The organism is Nonomuraea solani (assembly GCF_900108335.1).
Classification (GTDB): Bacteria; Actinomycetota; Actinomycetes; order Streptosporangiales; family Streptosporangiaceae; genus Nonomuraea; species Nonomuraea solani.
On the sequence record NZ_FNVT01000009.1, the window covers coordinates 196662 to 212091 of the forward strand.

At 69.4% G+C, this 15430-nt stretch carries 13 protein-coding genes; 7 read left to right on the plus strand and 6 right to left on the minus strand.

Annotation, left to right across the window (positions count from 1 at the left end):
• Positions 1–234 precede the first annotated feature (234 nt).
• Complete coding sequence (locus tag C4V41_RS30565; RefSeq protein ID WP_160150441.1) at positions 235–1347, plus strand: FG-GAP repeat domain-containing protein; 1113 nt, start codon at positions 235–237, stop codon at positions 1345–1347.
• Positions 1348–1350: 3 nt separating this feature from the next.
• On the opposite strand, the gene ppk2 is transcribed toward C4V41_RS30565, so the two are convergent.
• The 5 genes from ppk2 to C4V41_RS30590 all read right to left on the minus strand — a co-directional run bounded on the left by ppk2 (position 1351) and on the right by C4V41_RS30590 (position 5093).
• Positions 1351–2298: a polyphosphate kinase 2 gene (gene ppk2, locus C4V41_RS30570; protein WP_103959424.1), complete on the minus strand. Its 948-nt coding sequence runs from the start codon at positions 2296–2298 to the stop codon at positions 1351–1353.
• The gene (locus C4V41_RS30575; RefSeq protein ID WP_103959425.1) at positions 2295–2498 is read right to left on the minus strand and encodes a hypothetical protein; all 204 of its coding nucleotides are present in this window, start codon (positions 2496–2498) and stop codon (positions 2295–2297) included. The genes ppk2 and C4V41_RS30575 overlap by 4 nt, the downstream gene beginning before the upstream one ends.
• 11 nt (positions 2499–2509) lie before the next feature.
• Complete coding sequence (locus C4V41_RS30580; RefSeq protein WP_103959426.1) at positions 2510–2707, minus strand: hypothetical protein; 198 nt, start codon at positions 2705–2707, stop codon at positions 2510–2512.
• 147 nt (positions 2708–2854) lie between these two features.
• Positions 2855–4537 carry an FAD-dependent monooxygenase gene (locus C4V41_RS30585; protein ID WP_103959427.1) on the minus strand — a complete coding sequence of 561 codons (1683 nt, stop codon included), beginning with the start codon at positions 4535–4537 and terminating at the stop codon, positions 2855–2857.
• 217 nt (positions 4538–4754) lie between these two features.
• Positions 4755–5093, minus strand: coding sequence for an STAS domain-containing protein (locus C4V41_RS30590; RefSeq protein ID WP_103959428.1), 339 nt, complete (start codon positions 5091–5093; stop codon positions 4755–4757).
• Between the two features lie 447 nt (positions 5094–5540).
• On the opposite strand from C4V41_RS30590, the gene C4V41_RS30595 reads away from it, so the two are divergent.
• The 6 genes from C4V41_RS30595 (at position 5541) to C4V41_RS30620 (ending at position 14856) form a co-directional block, all read left to right on the plus strand.
• Positions 5541–6935: a DNRLRE domain-containing protein gene (locus C4V41_RS30595; protein ID WP_103959429.1), complete on the plus strand. Its 1395-nt coding sequence runs from the start codon at positions 5541–5543 to the stop codon at positions 6933–6935.
• Between the two features lie 563 nt (positions 6936–7498).
• Positions 7499–7636 (plus strand): hypothetical protein, encoded by a 138-nt coding sequence (locus C4V41_RS62070; RefSeq protein WP_160150442.1) that lies wholly within the window; start codon positions 7499–7501, stop codon positions 7634–7636.
• 8 nt (positions 7637–7644) lie between these two features.
• Positions 7645–9438, plus strand: coding sequence for a glycosyl hydrolase family 28 protein (locus tag C4V41_RS64430; RefSeq protein ID WP_103959431.1), 1794 nt, complete (start codon positions 7645–7647; stop codon positions 9436–9438).
• Positions 9435–10640, plus strand: coding sequence for a CBM35 domain-containing protein (locus C4V41_RS64435; RefSeq protein ID WP_235030463.1), 1206 nt, complete (start codon positions 9435–9437; stop codon positions 10638–10640). Before C4V41_RS64430 ends, C4V41_RS64435 begins: the two co-directional genes overlap by 4 nt.
• Positions 10637–12445, plus strand: a complete 1809-nt coding sequence (locus C4V41_RS30615; RefSeq protein WP_103959432.1) for a glycosyl hydrolase family 28 protein — start codon at positions 10637–10639, stop codon at positions 12443–12445. Before C4V41_RS64435 ends, C4V41_RS30615 begins: the two co-directional genes overlap by 4 nt.
• Positions 12442–14856, plus strand: a complete 2415-nt coding sequence (locus C4V41_RS30620; protein WP_103959433.1) for a glycosyl hydrolase family 28 protein — start codon at positions 12442–12444, stop codon at positions 14854–14856. Before C4V41_RS30615 ends, C4V41_RS30620 begins: the two co-directional genes overlap by 4 nt.
• Here the strand turns inward: C4V41_RS30620 and C4V41_RS30625 are convergent.
• Positions 14780–15424, minus strand: coding sequence for a response regulator transcription factor (locus tag C4V41_RS30625; protein ID WP_103959434.1), 645 nt, complete (start codon positions 15422–15424; stop codon positions 14780–14782). The genes C4V41_RS30620 and C4V41_RS30625 overlap by 77 nt on opposite strands.
• Between the last annotated feature and the right edge of the window lie 6 nt (positions 15425–15430).

Genomic DNA, 15430 nt, shown 5'->3' on the forward strand with positions numbered 1-15430 from the left:
GCCGCGTTGCTGGAGGGCAGGCCGCGGGGGGTTCGTTATGCTTGCCCGATTGATCTTGGGGGTAGGGCGATGAGCTTCAAAGCGATCGTGGCGGCCGTCATGGTCATTGTCGTCGCAGCGTGCGGCACGGACCCCGCGCTCTCCACCCCTCGACGGTCGCCTTCGCCCGATGCCGCTCAGACGCCGGCACCTTCCAGGACACCGCCGAGCTCACCATCTGGCCGGCGCGCGGCCATGCCCGACGACTTCAACGGCGACGGCTACGCCGACCTGGCCCTGGCCGTACCCAGGAAGGGCGACCCTGACGCCACCGCCATCGTGTACGGCTCGCGGCACGGTCTCGATCCGCGGACTACGACAATGCTGACCTACTGGCTTCCCGGCGTGGTGTCGAAGGGCTCCGTACACGACAAAACGGCCGACCTCGACGGCGACGGCTACGCCGACGTGGTGGTGAGGGCCACGCTGACGAGCGCGCCGCTGATGGTGTTCTGGGGCGGGCGGTCGAGGGTCGCCGCCAAGCCCCGGCCTGTGGCCTTGCCCTTCCCCGCCGACAGGTATGTCAGTGCCTCCGTGCTCGGTGACTTCGACGGTGATGGCGCGGCCGATCTCGGCGTGTGGCTGACCGGTCCAGGAGAGGGCCCGTTCGCCGGCACCGTTTCTCTCGCGATCCTGTACGGTCCCTTCACCCGCGCCGGGGCCGCCAGTCGCCACACACTCAAGCCCTGGCCGCTCGAGTACGCGTTCCAGGTGTCGGCCGACCGGATCCACGGCCGTCGTGCGACCAGCCTGCTGATCGGCCAGACCAACGGCGACAATCAGGGACCCGCGTGGCTGGTGCGGGCGGGTCCGGACGGGCCCGTCTGGAAGGGGCGTGATCTGGGTGAGGGCAACGCGACGGCGTTCGGCGACTTCGACGGCGATGGCGTACGGGACGTCGCGGTCGGCGACACCGGCAGCCGCGACGACGAGATCGACAAAGGCCGGGAGCCACCGGAGACCGGCAGCACGCTGACCGTTCACTTCGGCGACGGCCGCCGCCAGCGCTTCACCGGGGTGAGAGGCGAGGCGGTGACCGCCGACCTCAACGGGGACGACCAGGACGACCTGGTCATCGGCGGCGGGTGGCCCTTCGACGGGGATCCCTTACGTCCACGCGTCTTCTGGGGCGGCCCGCAGGGGCTGCGCCGCGGCGCGGCACTCCGGACACGCGCGACCCCGGCCGCCTCGGGCGACTACGATCATGACGGCCGGGACGAGGTGGTGCTGATCGTGGACGGCCGGATCCAGGTCTGGAACGAGCGCCGAATGACCGGCGGCTTCAAGATCGCCGGCCTCCCCGGATAGGGATCAGCCCGGTGTGGCGTGGTCCTCGTGGAAGATGTCGGCCGCGGAGGTCACGATGCGCGGATCGGGCACGCCGACGACCTCATGGTCCTTGTCCTCGTAGTCGAAGAGGCTGAGCACGTGCCGCATGGCCTCCAGCCGGGCGCGCTTCTTGTCGTTGCTCTTGATGACGGTCCACGGCGCCGACTCGGTGTCGGTGTGCAGGAACATGTCCTCCTTCGCCTGGGTGTAGTCGTTCCATTTGTTGAGCGAGGCCAGGTCCATCGGCGACAGCTTCCACTGCCGGACCGGGTCCACCTGACGGATGATGAACCGGGTGCGCTGCTCGGCCCGCGACACCGAGAACCACAGCTTGACCAGGTGCAGACCCGACTCCACCAGCAGGCTCTCCAGGCGGGGCACCTGCTCCATGAACTCCAGGTATTCGTGCTCGTCGCAGAATCCCATGACCCGCTCGACACCGGCCCGGTTGTACCAGGAGCGGTCGAACAGCACGATCTCGCCGTTGGCCGGCAGGTGGGCGATGTAGCGCTGGAAGTACCATTGGCCGCGTTCGCGCTCGTTCGGCTTCTCCAGGGCGACGACGGTCGCGCCGCGCGGGTTGAGGTGCTCGGTGAAGCGCTTGATGGTGCCGCCCTTGCCGGCCGCGTCGCGCCCTTCGAACAGCACCACCAGCCGCCGGCCGGTGTCCTTGATCCAGTACTGCAGTTTCAGCAGCTCGATCTGCAGCAGCCGTTTGTCGCGCTCGTACTTCTCGCGGGGCAGACGGGAGGGGTACGGGTAGTGCTGGCGCCAGGTGTCGACCGGCCGGCCATCGGCGCACAGCAGCACCGGATCGTCGTCGTCGCGGTCGTCCACCCACAGCCCGGGGGTGGTGTCGAGCAGTTCGCTGTGCTCGGCTGCCGTACGCGGCTCGAGTACGGCCGGCGGCTCGTCGTTCAGGCCGGTCATTTGGCCAGCATGACGTACAGGCCGAGAACGATCCCGCAGGCCACGACCAGGAAGCACAAGCCCGCGCCGGCCCGGCCCGCCGCGCGCCCGCTGGACAGGCCCACCAGGGCGAGGGAGAAGACCGCAGCCAGGCCCGCGCCGGCGACCACCGCGGCCACCAGCACCTTCCACAGCGCATCGAGATCGAGAATGTCGCTCATGTCCACTCCTGTCACGGCCGGACGGGAGCCGGCCCGCCGGCTCGCTCGTGGTTGACGTTGCCCGCGTGCTCCGCCGGGATGCGGACCTTGCCCGCCGGGGTGCCGGCCACGGTGCGCGTGATCGCGCCCGTCTCGACGATGCCGGTCGTGAACTCGGAGACCGGCGCGGTGGCCACCATGACGGCCGGCAACAAGGTGTTCGCCTCCATACCGGCGCACTTTCACCCATCGCCGGACGGCTAATCCCGCCTGAGGCCACCATTCCGGAAATTCATCCGGCAGCCAACCGCGCGACACCTCCACTCACTCTCCCGGCAGCCGGACGGCAGAGCCCTGCTCCGGCGCCCATGCCGCGGCTACGCGAACGGCGAATCCACGGCTTTCGGTGCCGCGCCCGGCAGCCGCCGTGCGAGCTCGGCGAGGAGTGTGCCGGTGTCGATGGGCGTACCGCGGTAGCAGATGTGCAGGTCTGGCCGGATCACGAACGCGGCGGCGGCCCGGCCGAGGCCGTACCGGTCGTGCGCGGAGCGGTCCGGGTCGCCGACGAGAGCCGGGTGATCGGTGAGGCGCTCGGTGCTGATCACGTACGCGGTCACGAGATCCGGGTAGGCGTGCCTGATCCGGTCGGCGACCCGGCACAGCTCGGCCTCCTGGCGGGCACCGCCGGTCCCGGCGAACAGCAGCACGGTGTGCCGCGTACCGTGCAGGAGATCGTGCAGGCGCCCGGGCTCGCCGTCGATGAGCACGTCGGCCTGCCGCGCCCGGTCACCGGGCGCCGGCGCGGCCTTCCAGCCCGAACCGTCCTCATGATTGAGCGGGCTCGCCGGGTAGGCGACGCGCAGCTGCGCCAGCGTGCCGACCAGCCAGGTGCGGATCGAGTGGCGAGCGAGCACCCGCGAGACGATCTGCGGGGCCAGGTGCGCGCGAAGGAACGTGGCCGTGGCGGACTGCCCGGAGATCACCGCAAAGAGCCGGTCCGTGGTCGTGAGCAGCCGTTTGCCGACCGGGTGGCGCTCGGCCTGGTAGCTGTCCAGGAGGGGCTCGCCGGCGATGCCGTTCGCCACGAGGGCGAGCTTCCACGCGAGGTTGTAGGCGTCCTGGATGCCGGTGTTCATGCCCTGCGCTCCAGCCGGACTGTGCACGTGGGCGGCGTCGCCGACGAGGAAGACGCGGCCCTCGCGGTAGCGCGGCGCGACACGCCGGTGCAGCCGGTAGCGGCTGACCCAGTGCTCCCTGACCACGGTGGCGGGGAGCGGCATCCGCTCGTCCACCATCGCCTGGAACTCCTCGTGGGTCGGCTCGCTGTACTCCGGACCGGGCCCTTCGGGCCCGGCCTTCACGTTGCCGAAGATGCGGAACCGGTGCTCGCCCGGCATCGCGAAGGCCGCGATGAATCCGGCGCGGCTGGGGAAGGCGTAGATGTCGCCGTCCGGCAGGTCCCAGTCGAGTTCGGCGTCGGCCATGATGAACTCGTCCGGATAGGTGGTGCCCTCGAACGGAATCCCGGCCGCTTCGCGGACCGCGCTGTGCGCCCCGTCGCAGCCGATGACCCAGGCGCACCGGATCGCCCGTGTCGTGCCGTCGGCCGCGCGTACGGACACGATCATGTGCCCCTCGCCCGCGGCGAGGTCCGTCATCGTCAGGCCACGTTCGACGCGTACGCCGCGTTCCTCCAGTTTCTTGGTGAGGATCCGCTCGGTGTCGTCCTGGGAGAGCGTGAAGAGGGACTGGTAGGTGGTGTAGTTGGCCGGATCGTTCAGCAGGTCGTCGAGTTCCAGCCGGACGCTCTTGTCGTTGGCGAACATGACGTTGATGCCGGGCGCCTTGCCGCCCACGGCGAGAACGTCGTCGATGACCTCCATGTCCTCGAAGATCTCCAGGGAACGCGGCTGTACGACCAGCGCGCGGGACGTGGTCGCCGGAGCGGGCGCGCGATCGATGATCCGTACTGTGACTCCGTGGCGGGCCAGCTCGTTGGCCAGGGTCAGCCCGCTCGGACCGGCGCCGACCACGAGCACAGGCGTGTCGACATTGACCATCGTTGTCTCCCCCTGTTGTCCATGGCTTAAATTCATCTTCTGATGAAATCTACGCTAGTTGAATGATGTGCACCCGACAACAGCGGACGGGTTACCGCCACGGAGGAAAGCCGGGAAAGGGAACGCGACAAAACATCCAGAACCGTGGGCCCGCATTATTTCCGCATGAGGGAGCGCCGCCGCATTCGCCATCCACCGCGCCTCCCCGGCCTTTCGCTCAGCGGTGGTGCAAGGCCGCCGCGGTCTCGTCGGGCGGTGCGAGGTCCTGGCCGGGCAGAACGGCCCGCAGCACCCGCGCCGCCGGAGCGCTGAGACCGGCCAGGGTGAGGTTTCCGCCGAGTGACCGGGCCAGCCGGCGCACCCGAAGCAGGGCTGAGGCGCCGCGCGAGTCCATGAAGGTCACACCCCCCAGGTCCACGCTCAGCCGCGGGCCGCGCTGGCGGATGACCGTGGCGAGGAATTCGTACAGATCATCGGCGGTGAGCAGATCGACCTCTCCGCCTACGCCGACGACGGGAGTGCCGGCGGACATGCTGACACTGAGATCCAGTCTCATGAGGGTTCCTGCCTGGTGCACACTCAGTGCTCGGGTGCGCTGAGTCCCCACCCGTACCCTCAGCCCGTCGCCTCAACCACCTCGAAACGGGTGCTTCCCTCACCCGCGAACAGCTCCATGGGGCAGCGACCCAGGCCGGGTTGTCGTTGGTGATCCCCCGGCCGTGAACGAGGCTCGGACGGATATGGCCTGTGGGGCTCGAATTTCAGTCGGCAACGCTGAAATCCCGACGTTCAATGGACAGCCGGGACCGCGACCTGGTGTTGATGGCCGTGACTTATGCCACATCGTCAGGGATCTCACTTTTCGCACCCCTTGACGGTGATATCCCTAGTGGCCGACAAGATCTTGTACGGGGAAGTGCGGATCATCGCAACGGGGAACGAGCACGCACGCGACGAGCGGCGAGCCGTGTCTTTGTCATGTCCCACGAAGGATAGGACGTAAATGCAACTTTCTGCTTCGGTAGGAAAACTGGCGCTTGGCCTGACGACCGTCGTCACGCTCGCCACCGCAACCGGTCTCCCGGCCGCCGCCGCGGCCGGGCAGAGCCCGGAGGCGGCCGCGTCCGCCCAGGCCGCCCAGACCGGCACCGCGGTGCCCGTGCCGAGCCTGACCGACGAGAGCAGCACCACCGTCGCCAACCCCGACGGCAGCTTCACCGCGACGATCACCTCGGGCCCCTCCAACGTCAAGCGCTCCGACGACACCTGGGCGGCCATCGACACCACCCTCGTGGCGCAGGGCTCGGTGCTCAAGCCGCGCGTGTCGCAGGCGGACGTCGAGGTCTCCGGGGGCGGCGACGGGCCGGCGGCCAAGCTCGTGGACAACGCCGGCCGGGTGTTCACGCTCGACTGGCCGACCCCGCTGCCCAAGCCGTCGGTCAGCACCAACGTCGCCACCTACGCCGACGCCGCCGGCCCGGGGGCCGACCTGGTGGTGACCGTGCTGCCGACCGGCTTCCGCCACGACGTGGTGTTGCGGGAGAAGCCTACGGGTCCGCTCGAACTACGCATTCCGGTACGCACACAGGGCGCGGACCTGACCCAGGCCGCCGACGGCGGCCTGCAGCTCAAGAGCACCGGCGGCGACGTGCTCGCCTCGTCGGCCCCGCCGGTCATGTACGACTCCAGCGGCCGCGGCAAGCCCCGCGGCGACGCCCTCACCAAGGTCCCGGCCACCGTCGAGTCTCAGGACGGGGCCCGGGTCCTGGTGCTCAAGCCGGACGCCGGGTTCCTGTCCGATCCGGACCGGGTCTATCCGGTGCGCGTCGTCCCGGGGATCACGATGCCCTCGGTCGTCACGGACACCGACGTCGCGACCTCGTGGGCGTCCCACCCCGGCGACGCGATGATCATCGCCGGCACCATGCCGTGGGAGAACGGCCAGGGCGGCGACGTCATGCGCAGCCTGGTCTCGTTCGACACCGCCAAGCTCAAGGGCAAGCGGGTGATCCTGGCCGGCCTCGGCATGTGGAACCTCGAGACCAACGCCTGCGGTCTCAAGGTCGGCTCCGGACTCACAGCCGAGCGCATCACGAGCCCCTGGGACGAGACCAACCTCAACTGGGGCAACAAGCCCGGCACGACCGCTCAGGGTGCGAGCACCAACCAGGCGGGGCGCGGCCGCACCTGGACCGAGCCCTGCGCGGGTGGCGCCGGCTATCTCGCCTGGCCGGTGACCGACATCGCCAAGGCCTGGGCGGGGGGAGCCCCCAACTACGGCATCCAGCTCCGGGGTGCCGATGAGAACGAGAAGACGAACTGGCGGGCCTTCGCCGCGTCCGAGAACAAGGACGCGGGCGTCAAGCCGCCGACCCTGACGGTCGTCTACTGGCGTTAGCCGTCCCTGCGCGCCGCCCGGCGCCTGCCTGTCAGGCGCCGGCGGCGCGCTCGCTCTCCGGCGGGCCCTGACCACAAATTACGAAACGACACCAAGCGCCGGAGCGCCAAGAACCCCGTCCATCGGCCGCGCGGTGAGACTGGATCCGCCGTCCGACGCCGAGGCACGCGAGTCGCCGAGCCGGCGCCTCTGTGTGGACCGGCGAGTCATGAGGGTGACGCTCCAGGTGGCCACCTGCTCGGCGCCGACGGCAACCGATTGCAAATCCAACCACCCGCCGAGGGTCATGGCGCATTCACCCCACGTATCGCTCCGGAGCCGACGAGCTGTAGCGGGTCCAGGCAGGCGACACACGGCTCCGATCTCCTTGCGCATTTCAGGCATGCATCCCCGCGTGGCACCCGTCGACCGGGCACTTACATCCGATGTATCAACCCGATTAAGTTAGTAAAGTTTCCTAAATGATGGACCGTTCCAGCTGTTGACGCTCGTGCCGGTTTATGGCAAACGTTTGGAAAGGCTCCCTTCTTACTCAGAGCATCACTCTCAGCCAGGAGTGCCCGATGAACTTCAGCAAGTCCCGGGCCCGCGTCATCGCCTGCTTACTCGTCCTGGGATCCGCGGCCGAGAACGCCACCATCACCCAAGGCGTCGTCGAGTCGAACCGCGGCGACACCATCCGCCGCTCGAACATCCCATAGGCCTTCCGATGTCTCTCTCCCGAAGGGCCGTGCTCAAAGGCGCGCTGATCGCCCCCTTACAGGCGGGCGCCGTGCTGCCGCCGGCGCCCGCCACGGCCCGTACCCTCGACTCACCCTGGGACCAGGTGCCCGCGATCCTGGCCAGGATCGTGCCGCCGACGTTCCCCGACCGCACGTTCCCGATCACCGACCACGGCGCGCGGCCGGACAACTCCACCGACTGCACACCGGCCTTCCGCGCCGCGATCGCCGCCTGCAACGCGGCCGGCGGCGGCACCGTGCTCGTTCCCGGCACCGGCAGGTACCGGACCGGCACGATCCACCTGCTCTCCGGCGTGCGCCTGCACGTGGAGGCCGGGGCGACGATCAGGTTCCGATCGGACGCGGGCTCCTACCTGCCGGCCGTGTTCACCCGCTGGCAGGGGATCGAGTGCTACAACTACTCGCCCTTCATCTACGCCCGCGGCCAGCGCGACCTCGCCCTGACCGGCACCGGCACGATCGACGGGAACGCGGCGGCCGGCCCCTGGTTCGACTTCGACGGGCGGCGCGGCCCCGACTGGGACCGGCTGCAGCAGCTCGCCGTGGACGGCGTGCCGGTCGAGCAGCGCCTGTTCGGTGACGGCCACTACCTCAAACCGAACATGATCCAGTTCTACGACTGCCAGAACGTTCTCGTCGAGGACCTGGACATCAGGAACCCCGCGATGTGGACCATCCACCCCGTCTTATCCCGAAATATCACTATCAGGCGGGTCAAAATCTATAGCCGGGGCGCGATGGTGGACGGCGTCGACCCCGAGTCCTCCGCGGACGTCCTCATCGAGAACTGTTCCTTCGACACCGGCGACGACGGCACCGTGATCAAGTCCGGCCGCGACATCGACGGCCGCCGCGTCGGCGTGCCGTCGGAGAACATCGTGATCCGCGGCAACACGTACCACGGCCGCTGGGGAGCCATCACCGTCGGCAGCGAGATGTCCGGCGGCGTACGCAACGTCTTCGCCCAGGACAACCAGATCCTGCCCGGCTCCGCCTACAGGTCGTTCTACGCGCTCTACCTCAAGACCAACAACCGCCGCGGCGGCGTGGTCGACGGCGTCCACGTCCGCGGCCTCACCGGTGGCCCGTGCGACCGGGGCGGCTTCTTCATCGACATGAACTACAGCCTCACCGGCCCCGGCTACGGCCCGATCGTCCACCCGACCATCCAGAACCTCACGGTGGAGGGCCTGAACATCGCCGGCTCGCCGTTCGCCGTCAAGCTGTCGGGCTCGCCGGCCAGCCACATCAGGAACGTCACGATCTCCAACAGCACCTTCACCGCCATCGACACGCCCGCCCCGCAACTGTCCAACGCCGACAACGTCCGGCTCCAGAACGTGCGCATCAACGGCGTGGTGTACGGCACACCACCCCAGGGCACCCGCTACGAGGCGGAGAACGCCACGATCTCCCAGGGCGCCGTCGAGTCCAACCACGCGGGCTTCTCCGGCACCGGCTTCGTCAACTACGACAACGTGGCCGGCTCCTTCATCGAGTTCTCCGTCAGCGCGGCCACGGCCGGAACCGCCACCCTGACCTTCCGGTTCGCCAACGGCACCACCGCCAACCGCCCGATGACCATCGCCGTCAACGGCGCCACCGTACAGACCAGGGACTTCCCCGGCACCGGCGCCTGGACCACCTGGCAGAGCACCAGCGTCTCCGCGCAGCTCGTGGCGGGCTCCAACAGCGTCCGCGCCACCGCCACCACCGCGGGCGGCGGCCCCAACCTCGACTACCTGGAGGTAACGACATGACGGAACACCTGTCGCGGCGTCGATTCGGGCTCCTCGCGGGCGTCGCGGCCGCCGCCCCGCTCCTGTCCTCGCGCCCCGCGTTCGCGGCCCCCACCCTGCTTCCCGCCGGGATGACCTGGCAGCTCATGTGGTCGCCGTCGGCCGCCGCCAACGGCATGGGGGCGTGGGAGAGCATCGAGGACGACCGCGCGGACTCCCACACCTCGGCGGCGCCCCACATCTTCCCCGAGGGCGCCAACTACCGCTTCACCATGCACACGGTCGACCGCGACACCAGCACGGACCGGCAGCGGCACGAAGTGACCGGCAACCGTACCTCCAGCAGCGGCTACCTGCAGTGGAAGAGCGGTGAGCTGTGGCGGGTCACCTACTCGATGTACATCCCGGGCACGCTCAAGGCCACCACGACGTTCACCCACATCTTCCAGACCAAGATGCCCGGCGCGGGAACGTCCCCGATCACGGTCACCTCGCTGCGCCGGGTGGACGGCAGGCAGACCATCGAGCACAAGGTCTTCGAGCCGGACATCCTGGTCGGGCGGACCGACCTGGAGCCGCTGCACAACACGTGGATCGACATCGACTACGAGATCAAGATCGGTGACGGCTCGTCCGGCGGGGTGAGGTGGGTGGTCAGGAGCGGCGGCGCCACCGTGGTCGACGCGACGAGAACGGGCGTGGACACCTTCCTCGGCGACCGGGTCCGGCCCAAGTGGGGCATCTACCGCTCGCTCGGCGACACGTCGGGCTCGCTGCAGAACTGCCATCTGCTGCTGACGAACCTCAGGTCGTACAAGGCCGTCCCGGGGAACGGCGGCGGCGCCACGCGCTACGAGGCGGAGAACGCGACGATCTCGCAGGGCGTCGTCGAGTCCAACCACGTGGGCTTCTCCGGCACCGGCTTCGTCAACGGCGACAACGTGGCGGGATCCGCCGTGGAGTGGACCGTCAACGGCACGGCCGGAGCGGCCACCCTCGGGATCCGGTACGCGAACGGCACCACCGCCGGCCGTCCCGCGACGATCACCGTCAACGGCGCGACGGTCGCCGCCGGCCGGCCCTTCAACGGCACCGGCGCCTGGACGTCGTGGGCGACCGCCACCGTGCCCGTCACCCTCACCTCGGGCGCCAACACGGTACGGATCACCGCCGACACCGCCAACGGCAACCCGAACCTGGACTACATCGAGGTGACGCAATGACCGGGCGGCCGCCCTCGCGGCGGGACGTCCTGCTGGCCGCCGCTGCGGTCGCGGCCGGTCCGCTCGGACAAGCGCCGGCCGCGGCCGATACCGCCATGGGCATCCGGCCCGCGACCGCTACGGCCGCCTCGCCCTGGGACGAGGTGCCGTCGATCCTGGCCAGGATCGTCCCGCCGGTGTTTCCCGACCGGACGTTCGACATCACCGGCTACGGCGCCGCCGGCGACAACAGCACCGACTGCACCGCCGCCTTCCGCGACGCGATCGCCGCCTGCGCCGCCGCGGGCGGCGGCCGGGTGCTGGTGCCGTCCGGCACGTTCCGCACCGGCAAGATCCACCTGCTGTCGAACGTGAACCTGCACGTGACCGGCACGATCCGCTTCCGCACCGACCCGGCGTCCTACCTGCCGAACGTCTTCACCCGGTGGGAGGGCATCGAGTGCTACAACTACTCGCCCTTCATCTACGCCAACGGCAGGACCAACATCGCGATCACCGGCACGGGCACCATCGACGGCAACGCGCCGGCGGGCGACTGGTCGTCGTGGGGCGGCGGAGGAGACGACCGCGACCAGTTACGCGAGTGGGGCGCGGAGGACCACCCGGTCGAGCAGCGCCGGTTCGGGGCCGGGCACGAGTTGCGGCCCAACATGATCGGCCTGTACGACTGCGCCAACATCCTGGTCGAGGGCCTCAACCTGCGCAACCCGGCCATGTGGACCCTGCACCCGGTCTACTGCACGAACGTCACGGTCAGGAACGTCACCTTCTACAGCACCAACTCCCAGGGCGACGGCTGCAACCCCGACTCCTGCACCGACGTGTTCATCACCGGCTGCAGGTTCGACACCAACGACGACTGCATCCCGGTCAAGTCCGGCCGTGACCGCGACGGCAGGCGGGTGAACAAACCGTCGCAGAACATCGTGGTGCGCGACTGCAAATTCTCCGGCCGCTGGGGCGGCATCACGGTCGGGTCCGAGATGTCGGGCGGCGTCAGGAACGTATTCGCCGAGGACTGCGTGTGCAACGCCGCCGACTTCCCCGGGCGTTATCCGGTCAAGTACGCCCTGTACGTCAAGACCAGCTTCAACCGGGGCGGCTTCGTCGAGGACATCCACCTGCGCCGCATCACCGGCCGCAACCTGGAACGCGACGCTCTCTACATCACGATGAACTACGAAACGTCCGGAAATATCCCCCCGACCGTCAGGAACTTCACCGCCGACGGCCTGACCATCGCGGGCGGGCGCTCGGCGTACAACATCGACGGCCGCGGCGCCAGGCACATCCAGAACGTGACGATCTCCAACAGCACGTTCACCGGCATGACCAATTCCGGAAATATCGCTAATTACGTCGATAACCTCCAGCTCGCCAACGTGTTCCACAACGGCCGGGACATCTCCACCCAGCCCTCCCCGGGCGTCCGCTACGAGGCCGAGAACGCCGTGATCTCCCAGGGCGTCGTCGAGTCCAACCACGCGGGCTTCTCCGGCACCGGCTTCGTCAACAGCGACAACGTGGCGGGGGCGGCCGTCGAGTTCGCCTTCGACCTGCCGTCGGCCGGATCACACGCGTTCCTGATCCGCTACGCCAACGGCACCACGGCCGACCGTCCCTTCGACGTGATCGTCAACGGCGCCTCGACCGGGACTCAGAACGCTCCAGGTAGCGGCGCGTGGACCACGTGGGTCTCGGCCGGCCGGACCGTCCCGGCCGTCGCGGGCCGCAACACGGTCCGGCTGGTCGCCACCACGGCGGGCGGCCTGCCCAACATCGACTACGTGGAGGTCCGGCCATGATCACCCGCCGCGCCACCTGGGCGATCGCGCTGACCCTCGCCCTGACGGCGCCGCCCGCGTACACACAGTCCGGGCGAGCGCCGGCGGAGTTCAACGTGCGCGACTTCGGCGCCACCGGCAACGGCTCCACCAACGACGACGACGCGATCGACCGGGCCATCAACGCCGCCAGCGCGGCGAACGGCGGCATCGTCGTCTTCCCTTCGGGCTCCTACCGATCCCGCACCATCCACCTGAAGAGCGACATCACGATCCGGCTGGACGCCGGCGCCACGGTACGGGCGGCGAGCAGCGGCCTGGACGCCCCCGAGTCCAACCCGTACGACGACTACCAGGACTTCGGCCACAGCCACTTCAACAACTCGCTGTTCGCCGGGCGCGGCGTCTCCAACGTGCACTTCGCCGGTTCGGGCACCATCGACGGCGACGGCAACCTGTCCACCAGCAACTCGCCACCCTCCGGCGCGGGCAACAAGGCCATCGCCCTCACCGAGTGCGCGAACGTCAGCATCACCGGCATCTCGATCCGCCGCGGCGGCCACTTCATGGCGCTGCTCAACGGCTGCCACGATGTCATGATCGACAACCTCAAGACGTACAACGCCGACGAGGGCGTCCGCGACGGCATCAACCTGATCAACAGCTGGAACGTCACCCTGCAGAACAGCCGCATCGAGTCCAGCGACGACGCCATCGCGCTGAAGAGCGACTTCGCGCTCGGCCACACCTACACCAGCCAGAACATCCGGATCCGGAACACGACGGTCTACTCCCACGAGAACAACGCCCTGCAGTTCGGCTCGGAGACCTGCGGCAGCTTCCGCGACATCCGCTTCGACGACATCACCGTGCTGGGCGGCGGCAAGGCCGGGATCGGCATCGTCTCCATGGACGGCGCGATCATCGAGGACGTCCACTACACCGACGTCTCGCTGACCAGGACGACGACGCCCATCTTCATGAAGATCGGCGAGCGCCGCCGCTGCCCCGGCTCGCCACCCGCGGGCCGGATCAGGAACATCCACCTCACCAACGTCAACGGCGTGAACCTGACCGCTCCCGAGCCGTCGGGCACCACCGGCGGACCCGAGCTGACCAGCACCATCACCGGCACGCCCGCGGTCGACATCGGCCCGGACATCACACTCGACAACGTCCGGCTGACCGTCCCCGGCGACCATCCCGCCTCGGACGCCGGCCGTGTGCCGGGCGAGTTCCTCACCACGTACCCGCCGCGCGACTACGGCACCCGGCCCGCCTTCGGCGTCTGGGCCCGCCACGTCCAGGGCCTGACCATCGGCAACGGCTCGGCCGTGCGCTTCGACGACAACGACGACCGGCCGGCGTTCATCGTGGACGACGGCTCGGACATCCGCCTCGACGTCACCGCCCAGCGCGGCTCCGGGAGCGCGTACGACGCCGGTGTCAGCGGCGTCACCGGCTACTCGGTCACCGGCGCCAACACCTCCGGCGGCGCGCTGCGCGTGCGCGCCACCAACTCCACCCCCGTCCCCGGCGAGCCCGTCAGCCTGTACGGCGAAGCCGAATCGGGCACGGTGACGGCGCCGATGCAGACCCTCCAGGACCCGGCCGCCTCCGGCGGCTCCTACGTCAGCGTCGCCCCGGGCAACAACAGCCAATCGGCGGCCCCCTCCAGCGGCCACGCCACCGTGTCCTTCGACGTTCCCCATCCGGGCACGTTCAGGGTCTGGGCCAGGGTGATCGCCGCCACCACCGGCGACGACTCCTTCTGGGTCCGCGCCGGCGGCGGCACGTGGACCAACTGGAACGAAGTCCCGCTCGGCACGAGCTGGCACTGGGCGCAGCTCCCCGTCACCTACCCCCTCGGCGCGGGCGCCCACACCATCACCTTCGCCTACCGCGAGGACGGCGCCCGCCTTGACCGGGTGGCGATCTCGAGCGACCCGGCGTTCACCCCGGCCGACGGGCCGCCGCCCACGGTGCTGGAGGCCGAGAACGCCACGATCTCCCAGGGCGTCGTCGAGTCCAACCACGCCGGGTTCACCGGTGCCGGATTCGTCAACCTGGACAACGTCGCCGGCTCCTACGCGGAGTTCACGGTGACGGCCGCGCGGGCGGGCGACGCCACGCTCACCCTCCGCTACGCCAACGGCACCACGGCCAACCGCCCGATGGACGTCGGCGGCACCCTCGTCGACTTCCCCGGGACCGGCGCCTGGACCACGTGGGCGACCAGGAGCGTCACCCTCCCGCTCGTCGCGGGCGCCAACGTGATCAGGGCGACCTCCGCCACCGCGAACGGCGGCCCCAACCTGGACCACCTCGCCGTCACCGGCCCGGCGAACGATCCGGTCAGGCCTGCAGATAATGCAGGACGGCAAGGACCCTGCGGTGGTCGTTGTCCGACGGAGACAGGCCGAGCTTGGTGAAGATCTGCGTCACGTGCTTCTCCACCGAGCCGTACGACAGGAACAGCGCGGTGGCGATGGAGTTGTTGGAACGCCGCTCCGCCATCATGGCCAGCACCTGGCGTTCCCTCGGCGTGAGCGTGCCCAGGGTCTCCGCACGGCGGCTGGCGCCCATGATCTGGGTGACGACCTCGGGGTCGAGGACGGTCTGCCCGGCCGCGATCCGGTCGAGCGCGGCCAGGAAGTCCTTGACGTCGGCGACGCGCTCCTTCAGCAGGTATCCCACACCGTGGGCGCCGCCGGCCGGCAATTGGGCCGCATAACGCGTCTCGATGTACTGGGAGAACACCAGCACGCCCACCTCCGGGTGATCACGGCGGATCCGGATCGCGGCTCGCAGGCCCTCGTCGGTGTGGGAAGGCGGCATGCGTACGTCGACCACGGCGATGTCGGGACCGTGTTCCGCCACGGCGGCCAGGAGCGCGTCGCCATCGCCCACGGCGGCCACCACCTCGTGATCGCGGGAGGTGAGCAGCATGCACAGGCCCTCCCGGAGCATCACGGCGTCCTCGGCGATCACGATGCGCATGCGCTG

Bases quoted from the DNA above. Each gene is read 5' to 3' on its own strand.
- C4V41_RS30585 (WP_103959427.1), bottom strand. From the start codon at position 4,537: ATGGTCAATGTCGACACGCCTGTGCTCGTGGTCGGCGCCGGTCCGAGC.
- C4V41_RS30590 (WP_103959428.1), bottom strand. From the start codon at position 5,093: ATGAGACTGGATCTCAGTGTCAGCATGTCCGCCGGCACTCCCGTCGTC.
- C4V41_RS30565 (WP_160150441.1), top strand. From the start codon at position 235: ATGCCCGACGACTTCAACGGCGACGGCTACGCCGACCTGGCCCTGGCC.
- ppk2 (WP_103959424.1), bottom strand. From the start codon at position 2,298: ATGACCGGCCTGAACGACGAGCCGCCGGCCGTACTCGAGCCGCGTACG.
- C4V41_RS30575 (WP_103959425.1), bottom strand. From the start codon at position 2,498: ATGAGCGACATTCTCGATCTCGATGCGCTGTGGAAGGTGCTGGTGGCC.
- C4V41_RS30620 (WP_103959433.1), top strand. From the start codon at position 12,442: ATGATCACCCGCCGCGCCACCTGGGCGATCGCGCTGACCCTCGCCCTG.
- C4V41_RS30625 (WP_103959434.1), bottom strand. From the start codon at position 15,424: ATGCGCATCGTGATCGCCGAGGACGCCGTGATGCTCCGGGAGGGCCTG.
- C4V41_RS62070 (WP_160150442.1), top strand. From the start codon at position 7,499: ATGAACTTCAGCAAGTCCCGGGCCCGCGTCATCGCCTGCTTACTCGTC.
- C4V41_RS30580 (WP_103959426.1), bottom strand. From the start codon at position 2,707: ATGGAGGCGAACACCTTGTTGCCGGCCGTCATGGTGGCCACCGCGCCG.
- C4V41_RS30615 (WP_103959432.1), top strand. From the start codon at position 10,637: ATGACCGGGCGGCCGCCCTCGCGGCGGGACGTCCTGCTGGCCGCCGCT.
- C4V41_RS64435 (WP_235030463.1), top strand. From the start codon at position 9,435: ATGACGGAACACCTGTCGCGGCGTCGATTCGGGCTCCTCGCGGGCGTC.
- C4V41_RS30595 (WP_103959429.1), top strand. From the start codon at position 5,541: ATGCAACTTTCTGCTTCGGTAGGAAAACTGGCGCTTGGCCTGACGACC.
- C4V41_RS64430 (WP_103959431.1), top strand. From the start codon at position 7,645: ATGTCTCTCTCCCGAAGGGCCGTGCTCAAAGGCGCGCTGATCGCCCCC.